We start from the raw sequence: 20,702 nt of genomic DNA on the forward strand, positions 1-20,702 counted from the left end.
GAGGATGGCGGGCATGGACGCGTTCATCGACCGGCTCGATCCCGACATGTGTGTGGTGACCGCCGCTGCGGACGGCGACCGCGCGGGCTGTCTCGTCGGATTCGCCTCACAGTGCTCGATCGAGCCCGTGCGGTACGCGGTGTGGCTGTCGAAGGCCAACCGCACCTACCGGGTGGCCCGGACCGCGCCCCGCCTCGCCGTCCATCTGCTCACCCGCGAACAGCGTGGCCTCGCCGAGCTGTTCGGCGGGGAGACGGGGGACCGCACGGACAAGTTCGCCCGGGTCCGCTGGCGGGAGGAGGCCGGCGGGGCCGTCGTGCTGGACGAGGCCGCGGCGTGGTTCGTCGGCACGGTCGTGCTGCGCGTCGAGGGCGGCGACCACGTGGGGTTTGTCCTGGAACCGGAGACGTGGGGCGCACGCGAGGACACCGAGGGCGCGAGGCTGCTGCGGCTGTCGGACGCGACCTTTATCTCGCCCGGCCACCCGGCGGACTGAGCCCGGACGCCCGTACCGCGCGTTGTTCCGGCGGCTCACTCCGGCCCGGACGGCACCCGGATGTCCACCACGCAGACGTCGTCGCGCCGCTCGCCCTCCAGCACCGAGGCCAGCAGCGGGGCGAGGGAGCCGGGCTCGTCCGTGTGGTGGACCGCGACGGCCGCGGCGAGCCGGTCCAGACCGAGGTCGATGCCCTCCGAGGGCCGCTCGACCAGGCCGTCGGTGTAGAACAGCACGCGGTCACCCGGCTCCAGGACGCAGCGTGCCTCCTGGAAGTCCGGATCGGAGCACGCCCCCAGCAGTATGCCGAGCGGGCGGTCCAGATAGCGCACCTCTCCACCGCGTACCAGCAGCGGTGGCGGATGACCGGCCTGGGCCCACACCAGGCAGCGCTCACCGGGGTCGTAGCGGGCCAGGACCATGGTCGCGGTGCCGTGGGAGTCGCGGGAGTGCAGCAGCAGGGTGTTGAGACGGGCGAGCGCGCCGGTCAGCGACGAGCCCGTGATGACCATGCCCTTGGCGGTGAAGCGCAGTTGCGCCATCGTGGCCACGGCGTCGATGCCGTGCCCGGCGACGTCCCCGACCACGAACAGGGCGTCGCCGTCGGGCAGTTCCATGGCGCTGAACCAGTCGCCGCTGACGTGGATCCCCGAATGGGCGGGCAGATAGGCCACTTCGACCCGCAGGCCGGCGAGACGGACCGGCCGGGTGGGCAGGGGCAGCAGCGCGTGCTGGAGACGGGCGGCCAGGGTCCGCTCGGCGTGCAGCACCCCGTGCTGCGTCACGATCTCCTGCTCGCTCTCGACGAGGGCGAGTTCGGCGCTGCGCTGCGCGGTGAGGTCCTGGACGAACCCGTGCACCTCCACGGGTTCGTTCTCGGTGTCCGTCACCACTTCGGCGACCATCCGCAGATGGCGGACCTCGTCCCCGGCCCGGATCCGGAACGGGACGTCGAACTGGCGCCCCGAGCGCAGGAGTTCCCGCACGGCGTGGGCCAGCACCGGAGCGTCCTCGGGCAGTGCGAGCCCCGGAAGGTCGGCCAGCCGGACCGGTCCGAGCACGGGGTCCCGGCTCATGACGAGGAAGGTTTGGGAGGACCAGCTGCCCTCGCCGGTGACCAGGTTCCAGTTCGCCCAGCCCAGGTTCCCCAGCCGCTGCACGTCCGCCAGGCGCTGTTCCTGCCGGTCGGAGGAGTCGTGGCGGACCCAGGTGACGACCAGGGCGCCGCCGAGGCGGGCCGCGTGCAGGGCGTAGGTGGACAGTTCGGCGGCGCCGTCCACGACCTCCTGGTAGGCGAACGGCTCGCCCTCGAACGGCTCGCCGGTGGCCAGGGTGCGCAGACAGCCGTGCCACACCGCATCGTCCGCGATGCTCGGGAAGCACTCCAGGATGCGTCGGCCGAGCAGCTGCCTGCCGGTGCGGCCCACGACGTCGACGGCCTGCTCGGTGGCGGCGTCGATGCGGTAGTCCTCGACCTCTCCGGCGGGGCCGCGCAGCGGCGTGAGCAGCATCGCCGAGCCGGGCAGCGATTCGAACACGGGCTGGACGGCGGCGGTCGCCGCGGCGGTGCTGTGCTCCGACCGGGCGCCGAAGGACCGCAGCCAGCCCGCGCACAGCCGGACGACGGCCCGCAGGAGCTGTCGGTCCTGCGCGGAGAACGGCCCGCTTCGCGTGCGCAGGATCCCGATGCAGACCTCGGCCTCGTCGCCGGCCGGCACCGGCAGCCAGGCGCGGGACAGCCAGCGCTCGGGCGGGTTCCCTATCAGCAGATGCCGGTCCCGGTCCGTCGCGAAGTCCTCCAGCCAGCGGGGCTCCCGAGCCCGGAGCGCTTCGAGCGCGGCGACGCCGCTCAGCGGGGGTACCCGCCCCCACTGGGCGGCCAGCGTGGCGTCGATGCCGGCATGGCCGATCAGTTCGAGCCCTCCGGCCTGCAGCGAACGGAAGAGCAGGAGCGCGTCGGCGTCGACGTCCGCCCTGAGCTCCTCCAGGAGAGAGCCGGCCAGGTCCTGGGCAGTGGCCACATGGACGAGGGCCTTGCCGAGGCGGCCGAGCGCGGTGAAGCCGTCGTCCAGGTCACAGCTGTCCCGCCCGGCGGGAACGGCGGTACCCGGCCGGACGGACAGGGGATATGCCGGGGCGGGGATCGCGGGCAGGGTCGCGCCGGGAGTGTCGTCGCCGACGCGGGGTTCCGTCGCGGTGCCGAGTGGGGGCAGGGCGCCGAGGGTGATCCAGCACTCCTCCAGCAGCGTGCGGTCGCCGGCCTTGGCGCGCTGCAGCAGTTCCTCGCCGGCCGCGTCCGGAGTGCACCCGGTCAGCGCCATGATCGCGCCCTTGGCACGCTCCATCACCGCCGAGGTGACGGCCTGGTCCCGCAATCGGTCCATTTCGGCACGTTGTCTGGCCACGACCTTGGCCAGCGCGGCCATGTCGGGCGCGGTGCCGGCGTGCGTAGGGCCGGTTGACTCGCTCGTCACGTGTTGAGCATTGCACATGGGCCAGGTGCCGATCGCACTGTTGTGAACACGCATCCCACACACCGGTGACACCGGCGGTTGACGAAACCGGCCGGGCCCCCGGTTCGTCGCGGGTCAGTGGTCGGGCGGCGGGTAGAGCCACCGTCGCAGCACCCGGCTCAGCAGGGGCATCACCAGATACGTGAGCACCGGCAGCAGCACCACCGGGAACACCGCGGCCCGCAGCGGCAGGGGCCAGGCGGCGGTGTGGGGCGCCACCAGCCACTGGATCAGCAGTGTGCACGGGAAGGCGCCGAGGAACGTGGTCAGCACCATCTTCCAGCGGACCGGGGGCCGCACGGTGGTGCCGGGCAGACTGAACCAGGTCTCGAGCCCCGTCGTCGACTGCCGTTCGCTGCCGAGTTCCGTGGCGATGCCGTCGATCCGCGCGTGCCAGGCCGCCCGCTCGTCCGACTCCAGCCAGGCGCTGAGCCGGCTGGAGTCGGACCAGCGCAGTACCGCGTGGAAGCGGTGGCCGTCCTCGGGACGCAGCCAGGAGACGCCCTCGTTGCCGGGGAACCGCCGGGCACAGCGGGTGATCCCGAGCGTCCAGCGCTCGAACTCCTGCTCCCGGCCGGGGCGCACCTCCCAGGTGAGGACCGTGGTGACCGGATCGCCGCGTCGTACGTCGGTGGTGCTCATGTTCACCACGGGTCCCACGTACGGCGTGGGTCATGCCCTGCGGGAGGGTCAGCGCCCGTGGTGGTGGTCGACCAGGGCCTGGGTGACCGCGCGGATGCTGCGGGCGATGTGCTGGAGCTGGAGGACCTCGGCCGCGTACAGCTTGATCGTGTGCTCGATGACCGACTCCGGCAGCCCGAGCGCCGGCAGGTCCGCCCGGGCGGTCTGCAGCGCGGTGCGGGCGACCCGGATCTCGTGCTGGACCTGGATCTGCGCGTGCCGGGCGAGGAGGACGGTGTGCCGCATCAGGGCCGGATAGCTCGCGTACCGCGCCGGTACCAGCTCGCGCAGCCACTTGACCGCGGAGCGCTCCCAGTCGTAGCTGCCGGGCGCCTTGACCTGGCAGGGCCAGTCCGGGCCAGGACGGGTGGTGGTGCGCGTGGTCGTCATCAGAGCCATGGTGTTCGCTTCCGGGTGTGCGGCGTCGTGGCGGGTGGTCCGACGTGGTTGGGCGGCCCCGGTCTAGGGGATGACCGGGGCCGCCACGGGCTCGCGTGCAGGCGAGGCCCTACCGAACACCCCGAAGCGCCGACGCGGGTAGGTGACGACGGCTCGGGATGTCCGTAACAGGAGCCCTCTCGGGCGCTGTGGGGGTGGGGACGGGGACAGGGGTGCGGACGGTCCCGGAGTGGTCCGGGGGTGATCCGTGAGCAGTATTTATATATGCCGAGCGCTTGGCAAGGCGTATGAAAACATTCATGCTCGATTTATTACGGATAGGCCTGGTCTGAAGGCGTATGGCCGGGGTGGGAGGGGTCAGTCCCTGAGGAAGAACTGGTGCTGGTCGGAGATCTGCTCGTACTCCTCCAGCCGCGCCTGGGTGCGCTCGGGGTCGGCGTCGGTCATGGCCTGGAGCAGGGCGGCGGCGATCACACCGGGTGCGGCGTAGGAGTCGAAGACCAGCCGGGAGCCCGTGCCGGTGGAGAACAGGACGTCGGCCTCGTCGGCCACGTGCCCGAGCGCCAGATCCGTGACGAGGGCGATCTTCAGTCCGGCACTGCGGGCGACCCGCAGGGCGGTGAGGGTCTCCTGGGCGTGCCGGGGCATCGAGAACGCGAGCACCCAGGTGCCGCCCGCCTCGCGTGACTGAAGGAGAGCGTCGTAGGCGACGCTGCCGCCGCGGGTGACCAGCCGTACGTCGGGATGGATACGGCGTGCCGCGTAGGCGAAGTACTCGGCCAGGGACGCCGAGATGCGCAGGCCCAGGATGGTCAGCGGGGTCGACTCGGACAGCTTGCGGCCGAGTTCGATCATCCGGTCGGGGTCGCCGAAGTCGCGGCGCAGGTTCTCCAGGTTCTCGATCTCCGCGTCAACCGCGGCCTGGAGTTCGTTGCCCCGCGACTCGTCGTCGGCGACCGGTCCGCCGGCGAGCGTGCCGAGCGCGATGGCCTGGAGCTTCTCCCGCAGGGCGGGGTAGCCGCTGAAGCCCACGGCCGCGGCGAACCGTGTCACCGAGGGCTGGCTCACCCCCACGCGATCCGCGAGATCGGTGATGGAGAGGAACGCCGCTTCGGTGATGTGCTCGATCAGGTACTGCGCGATGCGCCGCTGCCCGGGGGAGAGCCGGGGCCGGTCGAAGAGTGTCCTGAGCTGGGAGGCCGGGGCGGCCTCCGCCTCCGGTGCGGTCTTGCCCGAGGTGATCGCGGATGCCTGGGCGCGTGCCTGCTGCGGCGATGACACCGGGGCGCCTCCTTTGTCTGCCACGGGGAGTCAACATAGCTCACACCCCTCGATGACCAGCGCTTGTACAAGGCGTCCGGCGAGCGTGGATCGGGACGGGTACGCGGCGCCCGAGCGGGAACCCGCCGCTGGGCAAGACCTTCGACGACACCTGAGGAGCAGCCCCGAATGACGGTCCCCGAGGAGAACCGGCGCAAGACCGGCACCACCGACGGCCTCTTGGCAGACCACCACGAGGAGAGCGAGGCCCCGGCCCCCGGTGGCAGCGGACGCACCCTGCGCGAGGCGTTCGAGGAAGCGCGCGTGGAACCCGACGACTTCGCCCAGGAATGACACCGGACGGGAAACCAGAGCTTTCGGCAGGTGAGACGCAATGGGTGCGCTGAGCGCGCTGGAACAGGCAATGGAGCACGGGTGGGAGACGCTGTGGGCCCGGGTCGTCGGCCGGGAACCCGTCGAACTCCTCGACGCGCTGCGCCGCGAGTGCGACAGCAATGTGGTGGTGTGCAGTGAGAGCAGGGTGGTGGTCCCGAACGCGTACGACGTCGAGCTCGCGGACTTCGCCTACGACGAACTGGTGCGCCGGGGCAGCGATGTGGGCCAGGAGCTGACGGACAGCCTGGCCCGGCACGGCGAGCGGCAGGGCTACGAGTGGGCGGGGCCGCTCACCGTGCACATCTCCCGGTCCGACCAGGTGCCCAACGGCCGTTACCGCGTGACGAGCGGGGCGATGCCGCACGTGAGCGCCGAGGGGTTCCAGCAGGCGGTCCGCTGAACGGAGACGGGTCACGCGGGCCGCGGGGGTCATCGGCGGTAGATCGTGATCGAGTGACCGACCTCGTCGACGGGACGGCTGCTGTCGATCAACTCGGCCAGCCGGCCCCTCGCCTTGGCGACCGAGGAGTCCGAGACGACCAGCAGTCCGCGCACCTCGCCCACCGGTGCCTCGCGCGGGTCGGAGGCCTCGATGCCGTAGACGGAGGGCACCCCGCTGCCCTTGTAGACGAGCCAGATCCGCTCGCCCGGGTAGCGCTCGCGCAGCCGGTCGGCGAGCCGGCCGAGGTCCTGGCCCCAGTCGACGTTGGAGTCGTGCAACCGCAGATGGGTACGGGCCGGTCCGCCGAACGCCTCGTTGGAGTACGGCAGATAGAAGGGAAAGGTCAGCAGCGAACTGACCGCGACGAACAGCACCAGTGCCCCGGTCGCGATCGTCGCCCAGCGTCGGCGCACCGCGAGGACACAGCCCGCGGCCACCGTCAGGAACATCGGCAGGAAGAGCGCGTACCGGGTGCCGAAGTCGCGTGAGCCCGTCATGGCCGAGGCGAGCAGCACCCCGGCGGGCACCAGCAGATACGGCGCGGCCGGCCGCAGCCGCCGTACCGCCACCAGCACCACGGCACCCGCGGCCCACAGCGCGAGCAGGCCCAGCGGCGTCTTCACCAGGAGGGCGGCGGGCAGGTAGTACCAGAGGTGTCCGGTGTACACCCGCCCGAACAGGAAGCCCTCCCACGGGTAGTTCTCGAAGTGGAACTGGATCCGCATCCCGTCCGCGTAGGCCTGGGGGAACGGCAGCAGATCGACGAGGAGCCCGCGCAGCCCGTGCACCACCGGCACCTGGTCCTGGGAGGTCCACCGCAGCCGCGGATCGACGACGAGATACGAGGCCCATACGACGGCGACGGCGGCCAGGGTCAGGACCGCGGCCCCGGCGAGCACGTGGAGCAGGCGCCGGCGCTTCTCGTCACCGCGACGCGCGGTCCACACCGAGAGGGCGGCCAGCCCCAGCAGGACCGGCACGGCCGGCAGCGCGCTCATCTTGGTCGCCAGGGCCGCGCCGAGCGCCAGACCGGCGAGGGGCACGTACCGCTGTGGCCGTACGCGGGCCCGCCACAGCAGCCATACCGAGGTGAGCAGGAAGCCCGCCATCGGCACGTCGAGCGTGGCCAGCGAACCGTGGGCGACGACGTCGGGGGAGAAGGTGTACAGGGCGAGTGCCGCGAGCCCTGCCGCCCTCCCGGCGAGTTCCCGGGCGAAGGCGAACACGACAAGGCCGAACAGCAGCGTCAGCACGATCACCGGGAGCCGGGCCCAGAACATCAGCCGCCAGGGGTCGTTGCCCGACTCGTACAGCAGATGGGGGCCCAGGCCGATCTGGGGCCCGTCGAACGCCGTGTCCACGTGCGGGTCGGCGATGGCCACCCCGACGGCGATCACCAACTTGCCGAGCGGCGGGTGCTCGGGGTTGTAGCGGATGCCCTGACCGTGCAGGTACTCGGCGGCCGTGGCCACGTAGACCGGTTCGTCGATCGTGGGCGTCTGCTGCACGGCGGTCGTCACCATGGCGGCCGCCATCTGCCCGAGCAGCACGACGACGAGGAGCGGCACCAGCCACCGCCGGACCGGTCGCGGCCGCCGCACCTCGTCGTCGCGGGCCCCGGACGTGGGAACCGTGTCCAGGACCGTCTGCTGCTCGCTCGCCATCATCCGCCCCGCGGTGAGACCGGCCGGGCGGTGGCGGGAGCGATCCGCAGGCACCTCATGAGGGCCACTCTCGCATCAGCTCCCGCCCCGCGGGCGTCACCGCTTCAGGAGTCGTACCGACAGACCTTCCGTCGTGTAGACGGGTACGGCCCGCAGGGTCTCGGAGTTCAGTTCGACGCGGTCGAACTGCCCGCGCAGACCGTGGCAGCCGAGAACGCGGACCGTGCGACCCGCCTTCGGGGGGTTCTTCGCGTCCAGCTTCAGCGAGAGCACGCTGCCCGCACCGAGCACCGCCCGCCGGGTCACCTCCAGGACCGGCTCCTGACCCGAGCGCAGGGTCAGTTCCAGCGCGCCGGACTCCTGCGCGTACGTGCCGTGGACCTGGAGCGACCCGCCGCCCAGCGCCAGCTTTCCGCCCTGCACCCGCACATCGCCGTGACCGAGGGCGTGGGCCGAACCCGCGACCAGCACGCCCTCCTTGAGCACGGTCCCGCCGGTGTACCGGTTGTGCCCCGTCAGGGTGAGCGTGCCGCTGCCCCGCTTGGTCAGCGAGCCACAGCCGTCGATGTCGTTGCGCCAGGAGTCGGCCGCGTGGAAGCCGCCCTTGGCCGCGTCCAGGGTGACGGTGACGTCGGATTCGAAGGAGCCGTAACCGTCCGCCGCGGCGAACAGGTCGATCCGGCCCCACTGCTCGAAGCCGTCGAGGAGGACGTACCCGGAGGGCAGCGCGGTGGTCCGCAGCACCGCACGGCGCTGGGCGGCGTCCAGGTACGGCTGCCGGGTCTCCAGCAGCACCTCGGCGCCCTTGGGCACCGTGAGGGGCTTGCCGTGGCCCTCCCGCCTGAGCACATAGGTCAGGCGGGGCGTGACGGCGCGCTTGTTCGCCTCCCGGTCGGCGTAGGCGTCGGCCGGGTCCGAGTGGGCGTAGGCGAACAGGGTGTCGGCCGTGGTGCCGGTCTGCTGGGTGAAGTACGCCAGTGCCTGGGCGCGGGCCGCTGCCTTGAGTTCCGCGTTCGCCGGGTCCGCCAGCGTGGCGGCGGCCAGGGCGGTCGCCATGATCCGGCCGCCCATCACGTCGACCGTCGAGTGCATGCCCGCCAGGATCCGGGTGTGGCTGAGCTCCATCGCGCGTGTGACGAGCTCCTGGAACCGCTCGGGCACGGCGTAGGCGTAGGCCAGCGAGGCCAGGTGGTAGGCGTTGGTGTGCCCGCTGGGGAAGCCGCCGTCGTCCGCCGGCGAGCTGCTGCGCTGGCGCAGCAGCTGGGGCGCGACGACCACCTTCGAGTCGTACACCGGGTAGCCGAGGTCGTCCTTCCTGCCGGTGTCGACGACCTGGCTGTCCTCGTTCATGCGCCACGGGCGTGGATACAGATAGGCGTACTTCGACGGGTTGCCGGACGCCCAGTTGCCGCGCAGGGTGTCCACCAGTTCGGCGACCTTGCCGAGTGCCGAGTCGTGGGAGCCCGCGCCGAGCGCGGAGCCGGCCGGGGCGTTCGCGGGCACGGCGTCGTCGATCGTGGTCGGGGGCGTGCCGTCGGGCGCGCTGGTGATCGACGTGACCGCCTTGGCGCCCGCCTTGTACAGGGGGGAGAGCGGGCCGAGACCGTCGATCGTCGAGTAGCTCTGGTGCATACGGTCGTAGAGGAACGCCAGCTTCGCCTCGGCCGGGGTGCGCCGGGTCGTGACGTCGATGCAGTACCGCACGTTGGCGCGCAGGATGTCGTGGCGCAGCGGCGTGCCGCTGTTCCACGCGTCGCCGGTCTTCCATATCTGCGCGAAGCCGCCGAGGGCCCGGACGACCGCGTTGGTCTCGGGCGTGCGGTTCGCGGACAGGTTGGTCTTGTAGTCGTCGACGAACGCGAGGGTCGCGGCGGCGGCCTTCGCGTCCGCGGCCGTCAGCCAGCTGACGAGGGTCGGCGCGCCCAGGACCCCGGCGGAGGCGCCCAGGGACGTCTTGAGGAATCCCCTGCGTCGCATGGCACGTTCGGTGACCGGCGCGGGGGAGTGCTGCCCGGCGGAAGACGGCATGGGTGGGCCTCTCTTGAGTTCTGCGGCCGTGCGGCCGGGGAGCTGGTGCGGGTGCGACTCATGATGCGCTGGACGACGCGTGGGTCGAATGCGCTTTCTGAAAGTCGTAGGAGCGTAGATCTACTGGCGAGTCATGTCGGACCGGAGGAGAGTCGGCGGCCGGCGGATGTCACAGAAGTGAACGGGCCATCGCCACCGCGCCGTCCACCGGCGGCGCGCGCAGGGGGCGCGGGCGTGCCGTCGGTACGCCGTCCGCGAGTGCCGACACGAACGCGTCGTACAGCGAAGGCTGGGCGAGGACGGTACTGCCCGCGACCACGACGTCGTCGACCACCACCCCGCGGGCGGCGAGCCGTTCGACGAGCGCGGCCAGGGCGCGGCCCGCCTCGGCGATCACGGTGCGGGCGAGCGGGGATCCGGCCTCGGCGGCGGCGAACACGGCCGGGGCGTGCCGGCCCCAGTCCGCGGAGGCGGCCGTGGTGTGCTCCAGCGCGGCGCCGAGCGCGGGTACTTCCGGGACGTCGAACCCGGACAGCAGACCGAGCGCCAGCGCGTCGGGCTCCTCGCCGCGGTCGTGCGCCGCCCATACGGCCCGGACGGCCTCGCGGACCAGGCCGGCGGCGCCGCCCTCGTCGCCGAGGAGCGCGCCCCAGCCACCGACCTGGACCGGTGTGCCGTCGGCGAACCGGCCCACGGCGACCGAACCGGTGCCGGCGACCAGGCCGACGCCCTTGTCCAGGCCCGCTGCGGGAACGAGCAGTTCGGCGTCGCCCACGACCAGTGCGGGCGCGTCGAAGTGCAGTTGAAGAGCGGTGCGGATCTGCGCACACTGGCGCGGGGTCTCGCAGGCGTGGCCGCCGACGGCGAGGGCGGACGGGCGGGCGCCCGCCGGAAGCGCGTCGGCGGCCAGCGCGGCCAGCCAGCCGGCGGCGGCCACCGGGTCGTGGGGCCGCCAGCCGCTGCTGGACCGGACGTGATCGGCGACAGGAGTGTCGCCCGCGACCGCGCGCAGCTGCGTCTTGGTGCCGCCCACGTCGATGCCGACAACCAGGGGTGCGGTGTCCTGCACGGAACCTCTTTCGTCGTTGCGCTGTGTGCTGCGACGGTGGGCGAACCGTGTCTGAGGGCAAGGCAGTTGAAGCACTAGCGAAGCCCCGGGACGGGCCTCTGACGGACCACGGCAGGCGAGTACCGTGACGTTCGTTAGGAAGTTAACTAACGAAGTACAGTGCCTGTCAATAGGCGTCCCGCACCTGACTTCCCGGGCTCCCCGTCCCGGGCGGGAACGCAGGACGCCGGAGCAACCCGCCGCCGCCTCCCGCCGAGCCGCTCGGCCCGGGAGAGCGGCCTGTGACCTGGGGGAAGTGTGGAACACGACGTGGCAAGAGCCCCCCGTCTGACCGAGAGCGCCGGCGCGGTGTTCGCGGTGCTGGCGCAGGCGCCGGCACCGCGACCCGGCCGCAGCTGGCGAGCCTCGCGCGCCTGTCCAAGCCGACGGTCTCCTCCGCCGTCGCCGAACTGGAGGGCGTCCATCTCGCGGCCCACTCGGGCACCTCCTCCGGCGGTACGGGCCGCAGCGCCGCCGTGTACCGCCTCGGCCCGGCCGCGGGCGCCGTGCTCGCCGTCGATCTCGGCCCCGCCCTCACCCGGGTGCGCGGCTGCGCCCTCGACGGCACCCTGCTCGCCGAGGCCACCGGACCCCGGGACGACGCCGCCGACGTGGTGCGCGACGCCCTGTCCGCGCTGCCCGCCGACGCCCCGCTGCGCACCATCGTCGTGGCCGTCGGTGACGTCACCCCGCCGCAGCGCATGCGCCCCGCCACGGCCAAGGCCGGACCCGTCTTCGACGCGGTGACCGTCGCGCTGCCGCCCGGAGTCCCCGTCCACCTGGAGAACAACGTCAACTGCGCGGCCCTCGCCGAACTGCACGAGGGCGCGGCCCGCGGCCGTCACACCTTCGGCTACCTGCGGATCGGCGTCGGTATCGGTCTCGGCATCGTCGTGGGAGGACATGTGCTGGCCGGGGCCAACGGAGCCGCCGGAGAGCTCGCCAGACTGCCCTACCCCTGGGACGACGACCTGGAGCCCCGGCACGAGGCCCTGGAGGAGTACATCGGGTCCCGCTCCCTGCTGCGCCGGGCCGCCGAGGCCTGGCCGGAATCCGACGGTGCCTGCCCTCGTACCGCCGAGCAGCTCTTCACCCTCGCCGGACAGGGCAGCGCCGCGGCCGACGCGGTCGTCGCCAGACATGCCGTGGACGTGGGCCGGCTGGCCGCCGCCGTGACCGCGGTGCTGGACCCGGGACTCCTCGTGCTGGGCGGCAGCACCGGCGCGTATCCGCAGCTCCTGCCCGGTGTGCGGGCCGAGCTGGAGCGGCTGAGCTGGCCCACCGAGGTGGTCAGCAGCCAGGTCGGTGATCTCGGCACTGTCGTGGGCGCCGCACGGCTCGCGGTCGCCCGAGGAGTCCAAACCGTGACCGAGGCCGCGCGAACGAAGGATTGACGGTTTCGGACTCGGTCTGCCAATGTCCGGACAAGCGCTTTCTAAGTCGGCCGGGACGCCGGCTTGGGCGAGCGTCCCGCCCGTACTCGACGTACGGCAACCGCACGAGGGCGTGCCCGTGCGGTGACGGCCACAGCGGCCGGGGACCCTTGCCCGCCAGGATGACGTGGCCGGGCGAGGCCGCGACCTCGGAAAGCAACCCTTCCTGCAAAATGCACCCGTGCCGCCTCGGTCGGCGCCGTGCTCCGTCCCCTACGACGAAAAAAAGGGATCGAAGATGACCACTGTGGGTGTGCGGCGCTCTAGCCGTCTCGGCCGCGGCGGCACGCGCCGCCTGGTTTCCCTCGCTGCCGCTCTCGCGGCAGGTGCTCTGACGCTCACCGCCTGTGGCGGGGACGGCGGCTCCGGCGGGACCTCCAAGTCCCTGACGTTCTGGATCTCCACGGTTCCCGGGCAGGACGCGGGCTGGAAGAAGTCGGTGGCGCAGTACAAGAAGGAAACCGGCGTCGCCGTCAAGCTCGTCAACATCCCCTACGACGGCTACACCACGAAGCTGCACAACGCGGCGCAGGCGAACTCCCTGCCCGACGTGGCGGCCGTCCCGGCGCTGGACCCGATCTGGTCGAGCAAGCTGCTCGACCTCAGCTCCATCGCCAACAACAAGAGCAACAACATCAACGCCAACTTCCTGGCGAAGGACTCGTCCGGGAAGGTGCTGTCCATCCCCTCGGACGTCACCGCCTCCGGCCTGTTCATCAACAAGTCGCTGTTCGAGAAGGCCGGCGTCTCCTTCCCGACCGAGCCGTCGAAGACCTGGACCTGGACCGACTTCATCGCCGCGGCCAACAAGGTCCGCGAGAAGACCGGCGCCAAGTACTCCCTGACCTTCGACCAGTCGCCCTCGCGGCTGCGCGCCATGGTGTACGAGATGGGCGGCAAGTACGTCCACGCCGACGACTCCGGCAAGTTCTCCGTGGACGCGGCGACCAAGAAGGCCGTGAACACCTTCGTCGGATGGAACGACGACAAGACCATGCCGAAGTCGGTGTGGACGAGCGGCGCCGACCCGTCCGCCATGTTCCAGAGCGGTGACGTGGTCGCCTACTGGTCCGGCGTGTGGCAGGTCGCCTCCTTCGCGGACAGCATCAAGAAGTTCGAGTGGGCGAGCGTCCCGACCCCCGCCCAGCCGGTGCAGGCCAGCGACGTCAACAGCGGCGGCATGGTGGTGGGCTTCAACAACAACGGCGACGCGTCCAAGGCCGCCACGAAGTTCCTGTCCTGGCTGTACGAGCCGGCCCACTACAAGGCCCTGTGCGAGGCGTCCGGGTTCCTGCCGGTCGAGAGCGGTCTGAACCCGACGTACCCCTTCAAGTCCGATGCGGCGCAGGCGGCGTTCAAGCTCTACAACCAGGAGATCCCGCTCTACGCCCCGATCTCCGGCTACTTCAACAACGCGCAGACGGAGTGGGTGCTGAAGGGCAAGAGCATCACCGAGGACCCGACCAAGACGGAACTCGGCAAGGCCATCAACGGCCAGCAGTCGGCCGACAAGGCCCTGCAGAACATCGTGGACGGCTACAACCAGCAGGTCGGCGGCTGATCGCAGGCCCCAAGCGCCCGGGCGGCGGTGTCCCGACCCCGCCGCCCGGCCCCGGCCGGCCACGTGATGCCGGGCTCACGGCCTGAGCCCACCGCAATCCCTTCCACCAGCACGGAGTCAGGAAGATGACAAAACGCGCCTCGGACGTGTCTGTGAGCCCGCCGAGTCCGCCCAGGAGACGCAGTAAGTACACCCTTGCGCCGCTCGTCCTCATCGCGGCCAACGTCGTGCTCTTCTCGCTGTTCTTCGTCTGGCCGGCGGTGATCGGGCTCATCTACTCGTTCACGAACTACACGGGCGTGGGGGTGTTCCAGTGGGTCGGACTGGACAACTACCACCACCTGTTCGGGGACTCCACGTTCTACGACGCGCTGACCCGGACCCTGCTGTACACCGTCCTCTTCGTCCCGCTGAACTTCGTGGTCTCGCTGCTCGCCGCCAACCTGGTGGTGAGCAAGCACGCCAAGGGCGGGTCGGTCGCCCGCGTCCTCTTCTTCATCCCGTGGCTGCTGTCGCCCATCGTCGTGGGTGTCCTGTGGCGGTGGATGTTCGGCGAGAACTTCGGACTGGTCAACTACGTCATCGTGAAGTTCGGCGGAGACGCCATTCCGTGGCAGTCGAACGCGGACCTCTCGTTGCTCGTGGTGGTGATGGCGGCGGCCTGGGCCTGGACCGGTTTCACGATGCTGCTGTTCATCGCGGCGATCAAGAACGTGCCGGTGTCGTACTACGAGGCCGCCTCGCTCGACGGCGCCGGCCCCTGGCGCCAGTTCTTCAGCATCACGCTGCCGAGCATCGCGCCCACCTCGTTCATCGTCATCCTGCTCAACACGATCAACTCGATGAAGGAGTACCCGGTGTTCGTCGCCCTCAACAACGGCGGACCCGGCACCTCGAACAACCTGCTCGTCCAGTACATCTACGAGACCGGCTTCAAGCGGGGCCAGATCGGCTACGCGAGCGCCGCGTCGTTCGTGCTCATGCTCATCCTGATGGCCGTCGCGGTCGTCCAGCTGATGGTCAACCGGCGGGTGGAGAACCGATGACAACCACAGACATCCCGCGCCCGGCCGACGTCGGCTCCGGACGGAGCGTCTCCAAGAAGCGGCCCCGCAAGACGGCCACCGGAGGGCTCAGGCAGGCGGTGTCCGCGACGACACTGCTGTGGATCATGGCGTGCCTGTACGGGTTCCCGGTGCTGTGGTTCGTCCTCAGCTCCTTCAAGCCGGCCAGCGACCTGTTCTCCTATCCGCTGACGCTGGTCCCGCACAACCCCACCCTGTCCGGATTCAGGGCAGCGTGGGACAGCGCCAACTTCTCCCAGTACTTCATCAACACGGCCCTCGTGTGCGTGATCACGACGATCCTCACGGTGGGGGTCAGCTGCTGCACCGGGTACGCGCTGGCCAAGTACGACAACAGATGGCTCAAGGCCTTCTTCCTCTGCATCCTGGCCACCACGATGCTGCCGGGCGAGGTCATGCTCGCCCCCGAGTTCCTGGTGGTCCGCAACCTCGGCCTCTACAACTCCTTCGCCGGCATCATCCTCCCGGCCGTGCTCACCGCGACCGGATGCTTCATGTTCCGCCAGTTCTTCCTGACGGTGCCCGACGAGCTCGTGGAGGCCGCACGCATCGACGGCGCCAAGGAACTGTCGATCTTCCTGCGGATCATGGTGCCGCTCTCCCGGCCCATCATGCTGACCCTCGCCATCCTGTCCTTCCAGTGGCGGTGGAACGACTACATCTGGCCGCTGCTGATGCTCAACGACCCGAACAAGTTCACCGTGCAGATCGGTATCCAGAGCATCGTCGGCGCGCAGAACATCAACTGGTCGGTTCTGCTGGGCGCGTCGGTCATCTCCATGATCCCGCTGATCGCGATCTTCCTGGTCTTCCAGCGCTATGTGATGGGCGCCGACATCAATGCCGGACTGAAGGACTGACCTTGCCCGCTCCGAGCGACCACGAGTTCGTCCGCGCAGCGGCGCTCGCCGCCGACAGGTCGGCAACCCTGCTCGCGGCCGACCCGTCGACGGAATTCATCGGACTGCACCGTGCCCTGGCCCGGCGGGTGAAGACCCTGGTCGCGGCGTACCGCTCGCCGGAGTCGGCCCTGCACGGCAGCGAGCGGGCCGTCGCCGCCGCGCTGACCCATCTCCGTGCCCTGCGGTCCCTGCAGACGGCCTCCGGCCTCTTCGCGGGCGGCGACAACGTGCAGTCGCCGCCGGACTCCGCGTTCACCGTCAACGACGTGTGCGACACGCACGTCCTCGCCGCGGGCGCGGGGCCGGAACTGGCTGACGTCACGGCGGCGCTCGCCGACATCGCGGGCGCCGCCACCGTCCCTCTCCTGACCGGCGGGGTGCACACCCCGAACCACCGCTGGGAGCTGAGCGCGGCCCTGGCCCGGCTACACCGGTCCTTCCCCGACGACCGGCTGCTCGCCCGCGCCGAGGAGTGGCTCGCCGAGGGCGTCGACATCGACGCGGACGGCCTGTACTCGGAACGCAGTGCCGTCTACGCGTCCATCGTGACCAACCCGTCGCTGCTGCTCCTCGCCGACGTACTCGACCGCGCCGACCTGCGGGACGTCGTCGAACGGAACCTCGCCGCGACGCTGGACCTCATCAGGCCGGACGGCACGGTGGAGACGGTCCACTCGCGCCGCCAGGACCAGAGGCTCTCGTTCGCGCTCTGGCCCTACCTGCCGCACTACCGGCTGCTCGCGATCCGCACCGGCCGGGGCGACTTCGCCCGCGCCGCCCGGCTGGCGGCCGCCGACGGCATCGACGACCCCGACCTGCTCGCCCAGACCCTCCTCACCCCGGATCTGTGCCGCGCCCTGCCGGCCCCGGACGCGGAGCAGCTCCCCCGCCACCGGTACCTCCCCACCGCACGTCTCGCCGCACACGTCTCGGCCACCGCGCACACCGTGGTGTACGGCGGCTCCGACGTGCCCGAGCACCGGCGCATCCGCTCGGGCCTCGCCTGCAACCCCACCTTCCTGCGCCTGTTCGCCGGCGAGGCCGTCCTCGACGCGGTCCGCCTCTCGCGGGTGTTCTTCGACCTGGGTCCGTTCCGTGCCGCAGACATGGAACAGCTCGCCGGCAACCGTTACCGGCTCACCCAAACCCTCACCACCGCCTACTACCAGCCGCTGCCGAAGGACCGGAGGCGAGACGACGGCGCCTACCGCCTGGTGGACGAGGGCCGCTTCTCCGCGGCGATGGCCTTCCCCGACCGCCCTCAGGACGAGATCTCCCACACGACCCGGGTCGAGGTCGACCTGCGGGAGGACGGGGCCGACCTTCGGATCGACATCAGCGGCCCGCCGGTGCCCTGGGCCCTCGAACTGACCTTCCGGCCGGGCGGCGAGCCGCAGGGCGCCGTACCGCTCGGCGACGGAAGCTGGTGTCTGACGACCGAGCCGTTGACCTACCGCGTCGGCGACGACGAGATCCGGGTCGAGGCCGCCGTCGAGACGGGCGAACCGCTCGCCGGACCGGACCGGAGCGACGTACTGCGCTACGACCCCGGGCAGGACCACACCGTGGTCGGCGGCACCGACGCCACGACCGGAAACCGCGTCTACCTCGGTGGGCACGGACCGCAGACACTGACTCTCACACTGCGTGCCACCTCCCGGGCATGAAGGGCTGATCTCCTTGCACCTCCCTCGCCAGCTCGCGCCGCTGCACGACCTGCCGGACACCCCGGAGGCCTACGACGCCGTCCTCGCCGACGTCACCGAGCAGGCCCTCGCCCGGCTGACCCCCGAGGGCAACCTCGAACACCCCGACTGCGACGACGACATCGGCGACACCTCCCTCGGCATCACCTCGCTGCTCGCCCACGCCTGGCAGCGCGGCAAGGACCCGAGGCTGCCGGAGGCGGTCGCCCGCAGCCTCGCCTTCCACCTGCGCGAGCGGGTGTACACCGACGACAACCCGGGCTATCCGAACCTGAGGGTGCGCGACTCCGGTCTGCCGTACGCCCGTTACACCCTGGCGGCGGGCGCCCACCCCATCGGCGACTGGCCGAGCACGGTGTGGGCGCTGCTCCAGGCGGTCAACGTGCTGGACACGGCGGAGGGACTCGTCGACGACGGCCGGCGGGCCGAACTCCTCGACGTGGCCCGCGGCTACTGGCGCTGGCTGACCGAGGCCACCTTCTTCAACCCGCAGGAAGCCGGCAACCAGGCGATCGGCTGTGTGGTCGGCGGCCTGATGCTGGCGAACCATCTGCCGGACGGGGAAGGGGAGTCGGTCCGCGAGCGGGCGCTCCGGCTGTACACCGAGGAGATCCGCGCCCACCGGGTCCGCGACCGGGGCGCGCTGCTGCCGCCCGAGCACGGCGGGGCGTACGACAACAACTACGGCCCGATCTCCCTGTCCTTCCTCGCCCAGGCCCACCGGATCAGCGGTGAGGAGATGTTCGCCGAGGACGGCGACACGCTGGCCCGCTACCTCGACGCCCGTCTGACGAACGGCGGCTTCGACAACGGCGGCCCGCGCTACAGCGAGCAGCACTCCGCCTTCGAGTCGGTCCTCGGCCTGCGCTACTTCGGCGCCCGCATCGGCGCCGACCTCGGCCGCTACCGGGCCGACAGCCGCTGGGCCCGGCATGCCGTCAAGGAGGACGGCGGGGTGGACGGCCACTTCGCCTGGATGCTGGTCTGGCAGAGCCAGGACACCTCGCGCTGGCACCGGGAGCCGTCCACCGCCACCGCCCGCCACCAACTGCGCGCGGGCACGGTCTCGGTGGCCTTCGACTCGAAGATGACTCCCGCGGTCGTCGAGGCGGCGGGCACCTACTACCTGCCCGCGGCCGTCAACCGCCAGCACGGCTTCGGACCGGTCGTCGACGACTTCCTGCTGTGCCGCCCCATGGGCGAGGTCCGGGTCCGTGACGTGCGCTCCGACGGCCTCGCGGCCAAGCTCGTCACCAAGCCGGTCGTCGGCCGCGACCACGTCCTGCGGCACGTCCAGTCCCTCTACGTCACCGACGGCACCAGCCTGTGGACCACGGTGACCGTGGAACGCCTCCCGGGCACGCCCTACCTGCTGGCCGGCCTGCCCTACGCCGAGGACGACGGCGACCGGGTGCGCCGCACGGCCGAGGGCGCGGTGACCTCCGTGGGCGCCCTGCGGCTGACGCACCCCGAGGCCGAGGGCGTCGACCACTTCGACGCCCGCTCGGAGACGACCCAGGAGCAGGCCGCCTTCGCCCTGGCCGCCGACCCCCGCGGCTACGGCAACCCCGACGAAGGCTGGCGCCACCTGGTCAGTTCCACGGCCCTGGAGGCCGACCCCGTCCCGGACGCACCGGACGACCTGCACGCCTTCGCCGTCCGCTACGGCCCCGGAGCGGTCCTGACGGCGGCCTTCGCGCGCGACGGCGCCGGACTGACGGTACGCACCGAGGCGTTCACGGCGAGGATCGGCGACCCGGCGGGCGACGCCCACGGCGAGCCGGAACTGACGCTGTCCGCCTGCTGACGCACGAGGGAGGGGGCGCGAGGGGGTGCGCCCCCCTCCCTCACACGTCCACGCGCGGCAGCGCCGACACCGACACCACGAGGTCGGCCCGGTCCCGGGTCGCCGCCACCAACTCCGCGTTGCGCTGGTCCGAGCGCAGCACCCACGCCACCGCCTCCTCGTGGGTCTTTCCGAACTCCTCGTGCCGGGCGACCAGTCTGCGCACCCGCGCGTCCTCGTCGAGCGCGCAGAACCACACCTCGTCCAGGGCCGAACGGACCCGCCTCCACGCGCCGGTGCCGAGCAGCAGGTAGTTCCCCTCGGTGACGACCAGACGGGCCGTCGGCGGCACCGGGATCGCCCCGGCGACCGGCTGCTCCAGGACCCGCTCGAATCCGGGCGCGTACACCGTGTCCCCGTCCGTCTCCTCGCGCAGCCGCCGCAGCAGGGCCGCGTACCCCGCCGCGTCGAAGGTCTCGGGCGCCCCCTTGCGGTCGCGCAGACCGAGCCGGTCCAGTTCCGCGTCGGCGAGGTGGAAGCCGTCCATGGGGACGTGCGCCACCCAGGGCTCGCCCGGGCCGTTCAGCGCCCGCACCAGATGCTCGGCGAGGGTCGTCTTGCCCGCGCCGGGGCTGCCGGAAATACCCAGGATGGCCCGTCCCTCGGGCTGGACGAGGGAGCGAGCGCGGGTCACGAGGTCGTCGAAGGTCAGCGGCACACGCCGAGTCTGCCATTCGGCGAAGGCGGGTCGGCCAGGCACCCTGGATGCGGAAGGGGGAGAAAGGAGGGCAGCCCGTGCCCCATGACTTTGACGACGAGGTGCGGATCCGCGCCCTCATCACCGCGTGGGCCGCGGCCGTCCACCGCGGCGACCTCGCCGGCGTGAGCGCGGACCACGCCCAGGACATCGTGATGTTCGACGTGGCGTCGCCCCAGCACGGCATCCGGGGCCTCGCCGCGTACCGTGCGGCCTGGCCGCCCCTCTTCGCGTGGCAGGCCCAGGGCGCCTGCTTCGACATCGAGTCCCTCCACATCACCGCGGGCACCGATGTCGCCTACGCGCACGCCCTGGTGCGCTGCGCCACCCCGCAGGAACTCGCCGCCCACCCCGGCTTCCGGCTCAGGCTCACCTTAGGTCTGCGCAAGGAGCGCGGCCGTTGGCTGGTGTCTCACGAGCACCACTCCTTCCCGCACGACTGAATCCGTCTGTTGACACGGCGCCTGGCAGGGAACGGGGTTCTG

The 20,702-nt window shown here is 71.5% G+C and carries 17 protein-coding genes and 1 pseudogene; 10 read left to right on the forward strand and 8 right to left on the reverse strand.

Annotation, left to right across the window (positions count from 1 at the left end):
* Positions 1-4: 4 nt before the first annotated feature.
* Positions 5-496 carry a flavin reductase family protein gene (locus RKD20_RS42600; protein WP_424882408.1) on the forward strand — a complete coding sequence of 164 codons (492 nt, stop codon included), beginning with the start codon at positions 5-7 and terminating at the stop codon, positions 494-496.
* 35 nt (positions 497-531) lie between these two features.
* On the opposite strand, the gene RKD20_RS42605 is transcribed toward RKD20_RS42600, so the two are convergent.
* From RKD20_RS42605 to RKD20_RS42620, 4 genes are all read right to left on the reverse strand, one after another.
* The gene (locus RKD20_RS42605; protein WP_424883450.1) at positions 532-2,922 is read right to left on the reverse strand and encodes a SpoIIE family protein phosphatase; all 2,391 of its coding nucleotides are present in this window, start codon (positions 2,920-2,922) and stop codon (positions 532-534) included.
* A gap of 162 nt (positions 2,923-3,084) precedes the next feature.
* Positions 3,085-3,651: an antibiotic biosynthesis monooxygenase gene (locus tag RKD20_RS42610; protein ID WP_424882409.1), complete on the reverse strand. Its 567-nt coding sequence runs from the start codon at positions 3,649-3,651 to the stop codon at positions 3,085-3,087.
* Positions 3,652-3,699: 48 nt separating this feature from the next.
* Positions 3,700-4,080, reverse strand: a complete 381-nt coding sequence (locus tag RKD20_RS42615; protein ID WP_424882410.1) for a hypothetical protein — start codon at positions 4,078-4,080, stop codon at positions 3,700-3,702.
* 366 nt (positions 4,081-4,446) lie between these two features.
* Entirely contained in the window at positions 4,447-5,370 is a 924-nt protein-coding gene (locus RKD20_RS42620) for a MurR/RpiR family transcriptional regulator (protein WP_424882411.1), read from the reverse strand.
* A gap of 168 nt (positions 5,371-5,538) precedes the next feature.
* Here RKD20_RS42620 and RKD20_RS42625 point away from each other — a divergent pair, with 168 nt between their 5' ends.
* Positions 5,539-5,703 (forward strand): hypothetical protein, encoded by a 165-nt coding sequence (locus RKD20_RS42625; RefSeq protein WP_389809136.1) that lies wholly within the window; start codon positions 5,539-5,541, stop codon positions 5,701-5,703.
* A 40-nt stretch (positions 5,704-5,743) separates the two neighbouring features.
* A complete protein-coding gene (locus tag RKD20_RS42630) occupies positions 5,744-6,145 on the forward strand; it encodes a DUF3662 domain-containing protein (RefSeq protein ID WP_402262406.1) in 402 nt (133 codons plus the stop codon).
* Positions 6,146-6,174: 29 nt separating this feature from the next.
* Here RKD20_RS42630 and RKD20_RS42635 read toward each other — a convergent pair whose 3' ends face one another.
* The 3 genes from RKD20_RS42635 to RKD20_RS42645 form a co-directional block, all read right to left on the reverse strand.
* The gene (locus RKD20_RS42635; protein ID WP_424883451.1) at positions 6,175-7,854 is read right to left on the reverse strand and encodes an ArnT family glycosyltransferase; all 1,680 of its coding nucleotides are present in this window, start codon (positions 7,852-7,854) and stop codon (positions 6,175-6,177) included.
* 93 nt (positions 7,855-7,947) lie between these two features.
* The gene (locus tag RKD20_RS42640; protein WP_424882412.1) at positions 7,948-9,879 is read right to left on the reverse strand and encodes a phosphatase PAP2 family protein; all 1,932 of its coding nucleotides are present in this window, start codon (positions 9,877-9,879) and stop codon (positions 7,948-7,950) included.
* Between the two features lie 169 nt (positions 9,880-10,048).
* Positions 10,049-10,948 carry an N-acetylglucosamine kinase gene (locus RKD20_RS42645; protein ID WP_424882413.1) on the reverse strand — a complete coding sequence of 300 codons (900 nt, stop codon included), beginning with the start codon at positions 10,946-10,948 and terminating at the stop codon, positions 10,049-10,051.
* A gap of 297 nt (positions 10,949-11,245) precedes the next feature.
* Between RKD20_RS42645 and RKD20_RS42650 the strand changes: the two are divergent.
* From RKD20_RS42650 to RKD20_RS42675, 6 genes and pseudogenes are all read left to right on the forward strand, one after another.
* Positions 11,246-12,381 (forward strand): annotated as a pseudogene (locus tag RKD20_RS42650) (ROK family protein).
* Positions 12,382-12,658: 277 nt separating this feature from the next.
* Positions 12,659-13,981, forward strand: a complete 1,323-nt coding sequence (locus tag RKD20_RS42655) for an ABC transporter substrate-binding protein (RefSeq protein WP_424882414.1) — start codon at positions 12,659-12,661, stop codon at positions 13,979-13,981.
* Between the two features lie 125 nt (positions 13,982-14,106).
* Entirely contained in the window at positions 14,107-15,027 is a 921-nt protein-coding gene (locus RKD20_RS42660; RefSeq protein WP_424882415.1) for a carbohydrate ABC transporter permease, read from the forward strand.
* On the forward strand, positions 15,024-15,926 hold the full coding sequence (locus tag RKD20_RS42665; protein ID WP_424882416.1) for a carbohydrate ABC transporter permease: 903 nt from the start codon (positions 15,024-15,026) through the stop codon (positions 15,924-15,926). Before RKD20_RS42660 ends, RKD20_RS42665 begins: the two co-directional genes overlap by 4 nt.
* 2 nt (positions 15,927-15,928) lie before the next feature.
* Positions 15,929-17,635 (forward strand): hypothetical protein, encoded by a 1,707-nt coding sequence (locus tag RKD20_RS42670; RefSeq protein ID WP_424882417.1) that lies wholly within the window; start codon positions 15,929-15,931, stop codon positions 17,633-17,635.
* A gap of 13 nt (positions 17,636-17,648) precedes the next feature.
* Entirely contained in the window at positions 17,649-19,481 is a 1,833-nt protein-coding gene (locus RKD20_RS42675) for a hypothetical protein (RefSeq protein WP_424882418.1), read from the forward strand.
* A gap of 40 nt (positions 19,482-19,521) precedes the next feature.
* Here RKD20_RS42675 and RKD20_RS42680 read toward each other — a convergent pair whose 3' ends face one another.
* Positions 19,522-20,178, reverse strand: a complete 657-nt coding sequence (locus tag RKD20_RS42680) for a nucleoside/nucleotide kinase family protein (RefSeq protein ID WP_424882419.1) — start codon at positions 20,176-20,178, stop codon at positions 19,522-19,524.
* A gap of 47 nt (positions 20,179-20,225) precedes the next feature.
* Here RKD20_RS42680 and RKD20_RS42685 point away from each other — a divergent pair, with 47 nt between their 5' ends.
* Positions 20,226-20,660, forward strand: a complete 435-nt coding sequence (locus tag RKD20_RS42685) for a nuclear transport factor 2 family protein (RefSeq protein ID WP_424882420.1) — start codon at positions 20,226-20,228, stop codon at positions 20,658-20,660.
* Positions 20,661-20,702 lie beyond the last annotated feature (42 nt).

Origin of the sequence: Streptomyces sp. SLBN-8D4, assembly GCF_049739545.1 — a bacterium.
Taxonomy (GTDB): Bacteria; Actinomycetota; Actinomycetes; order Streptomycetales; family Streptomycetaceae; genus Streptomyces; species Streptomyces canus_C.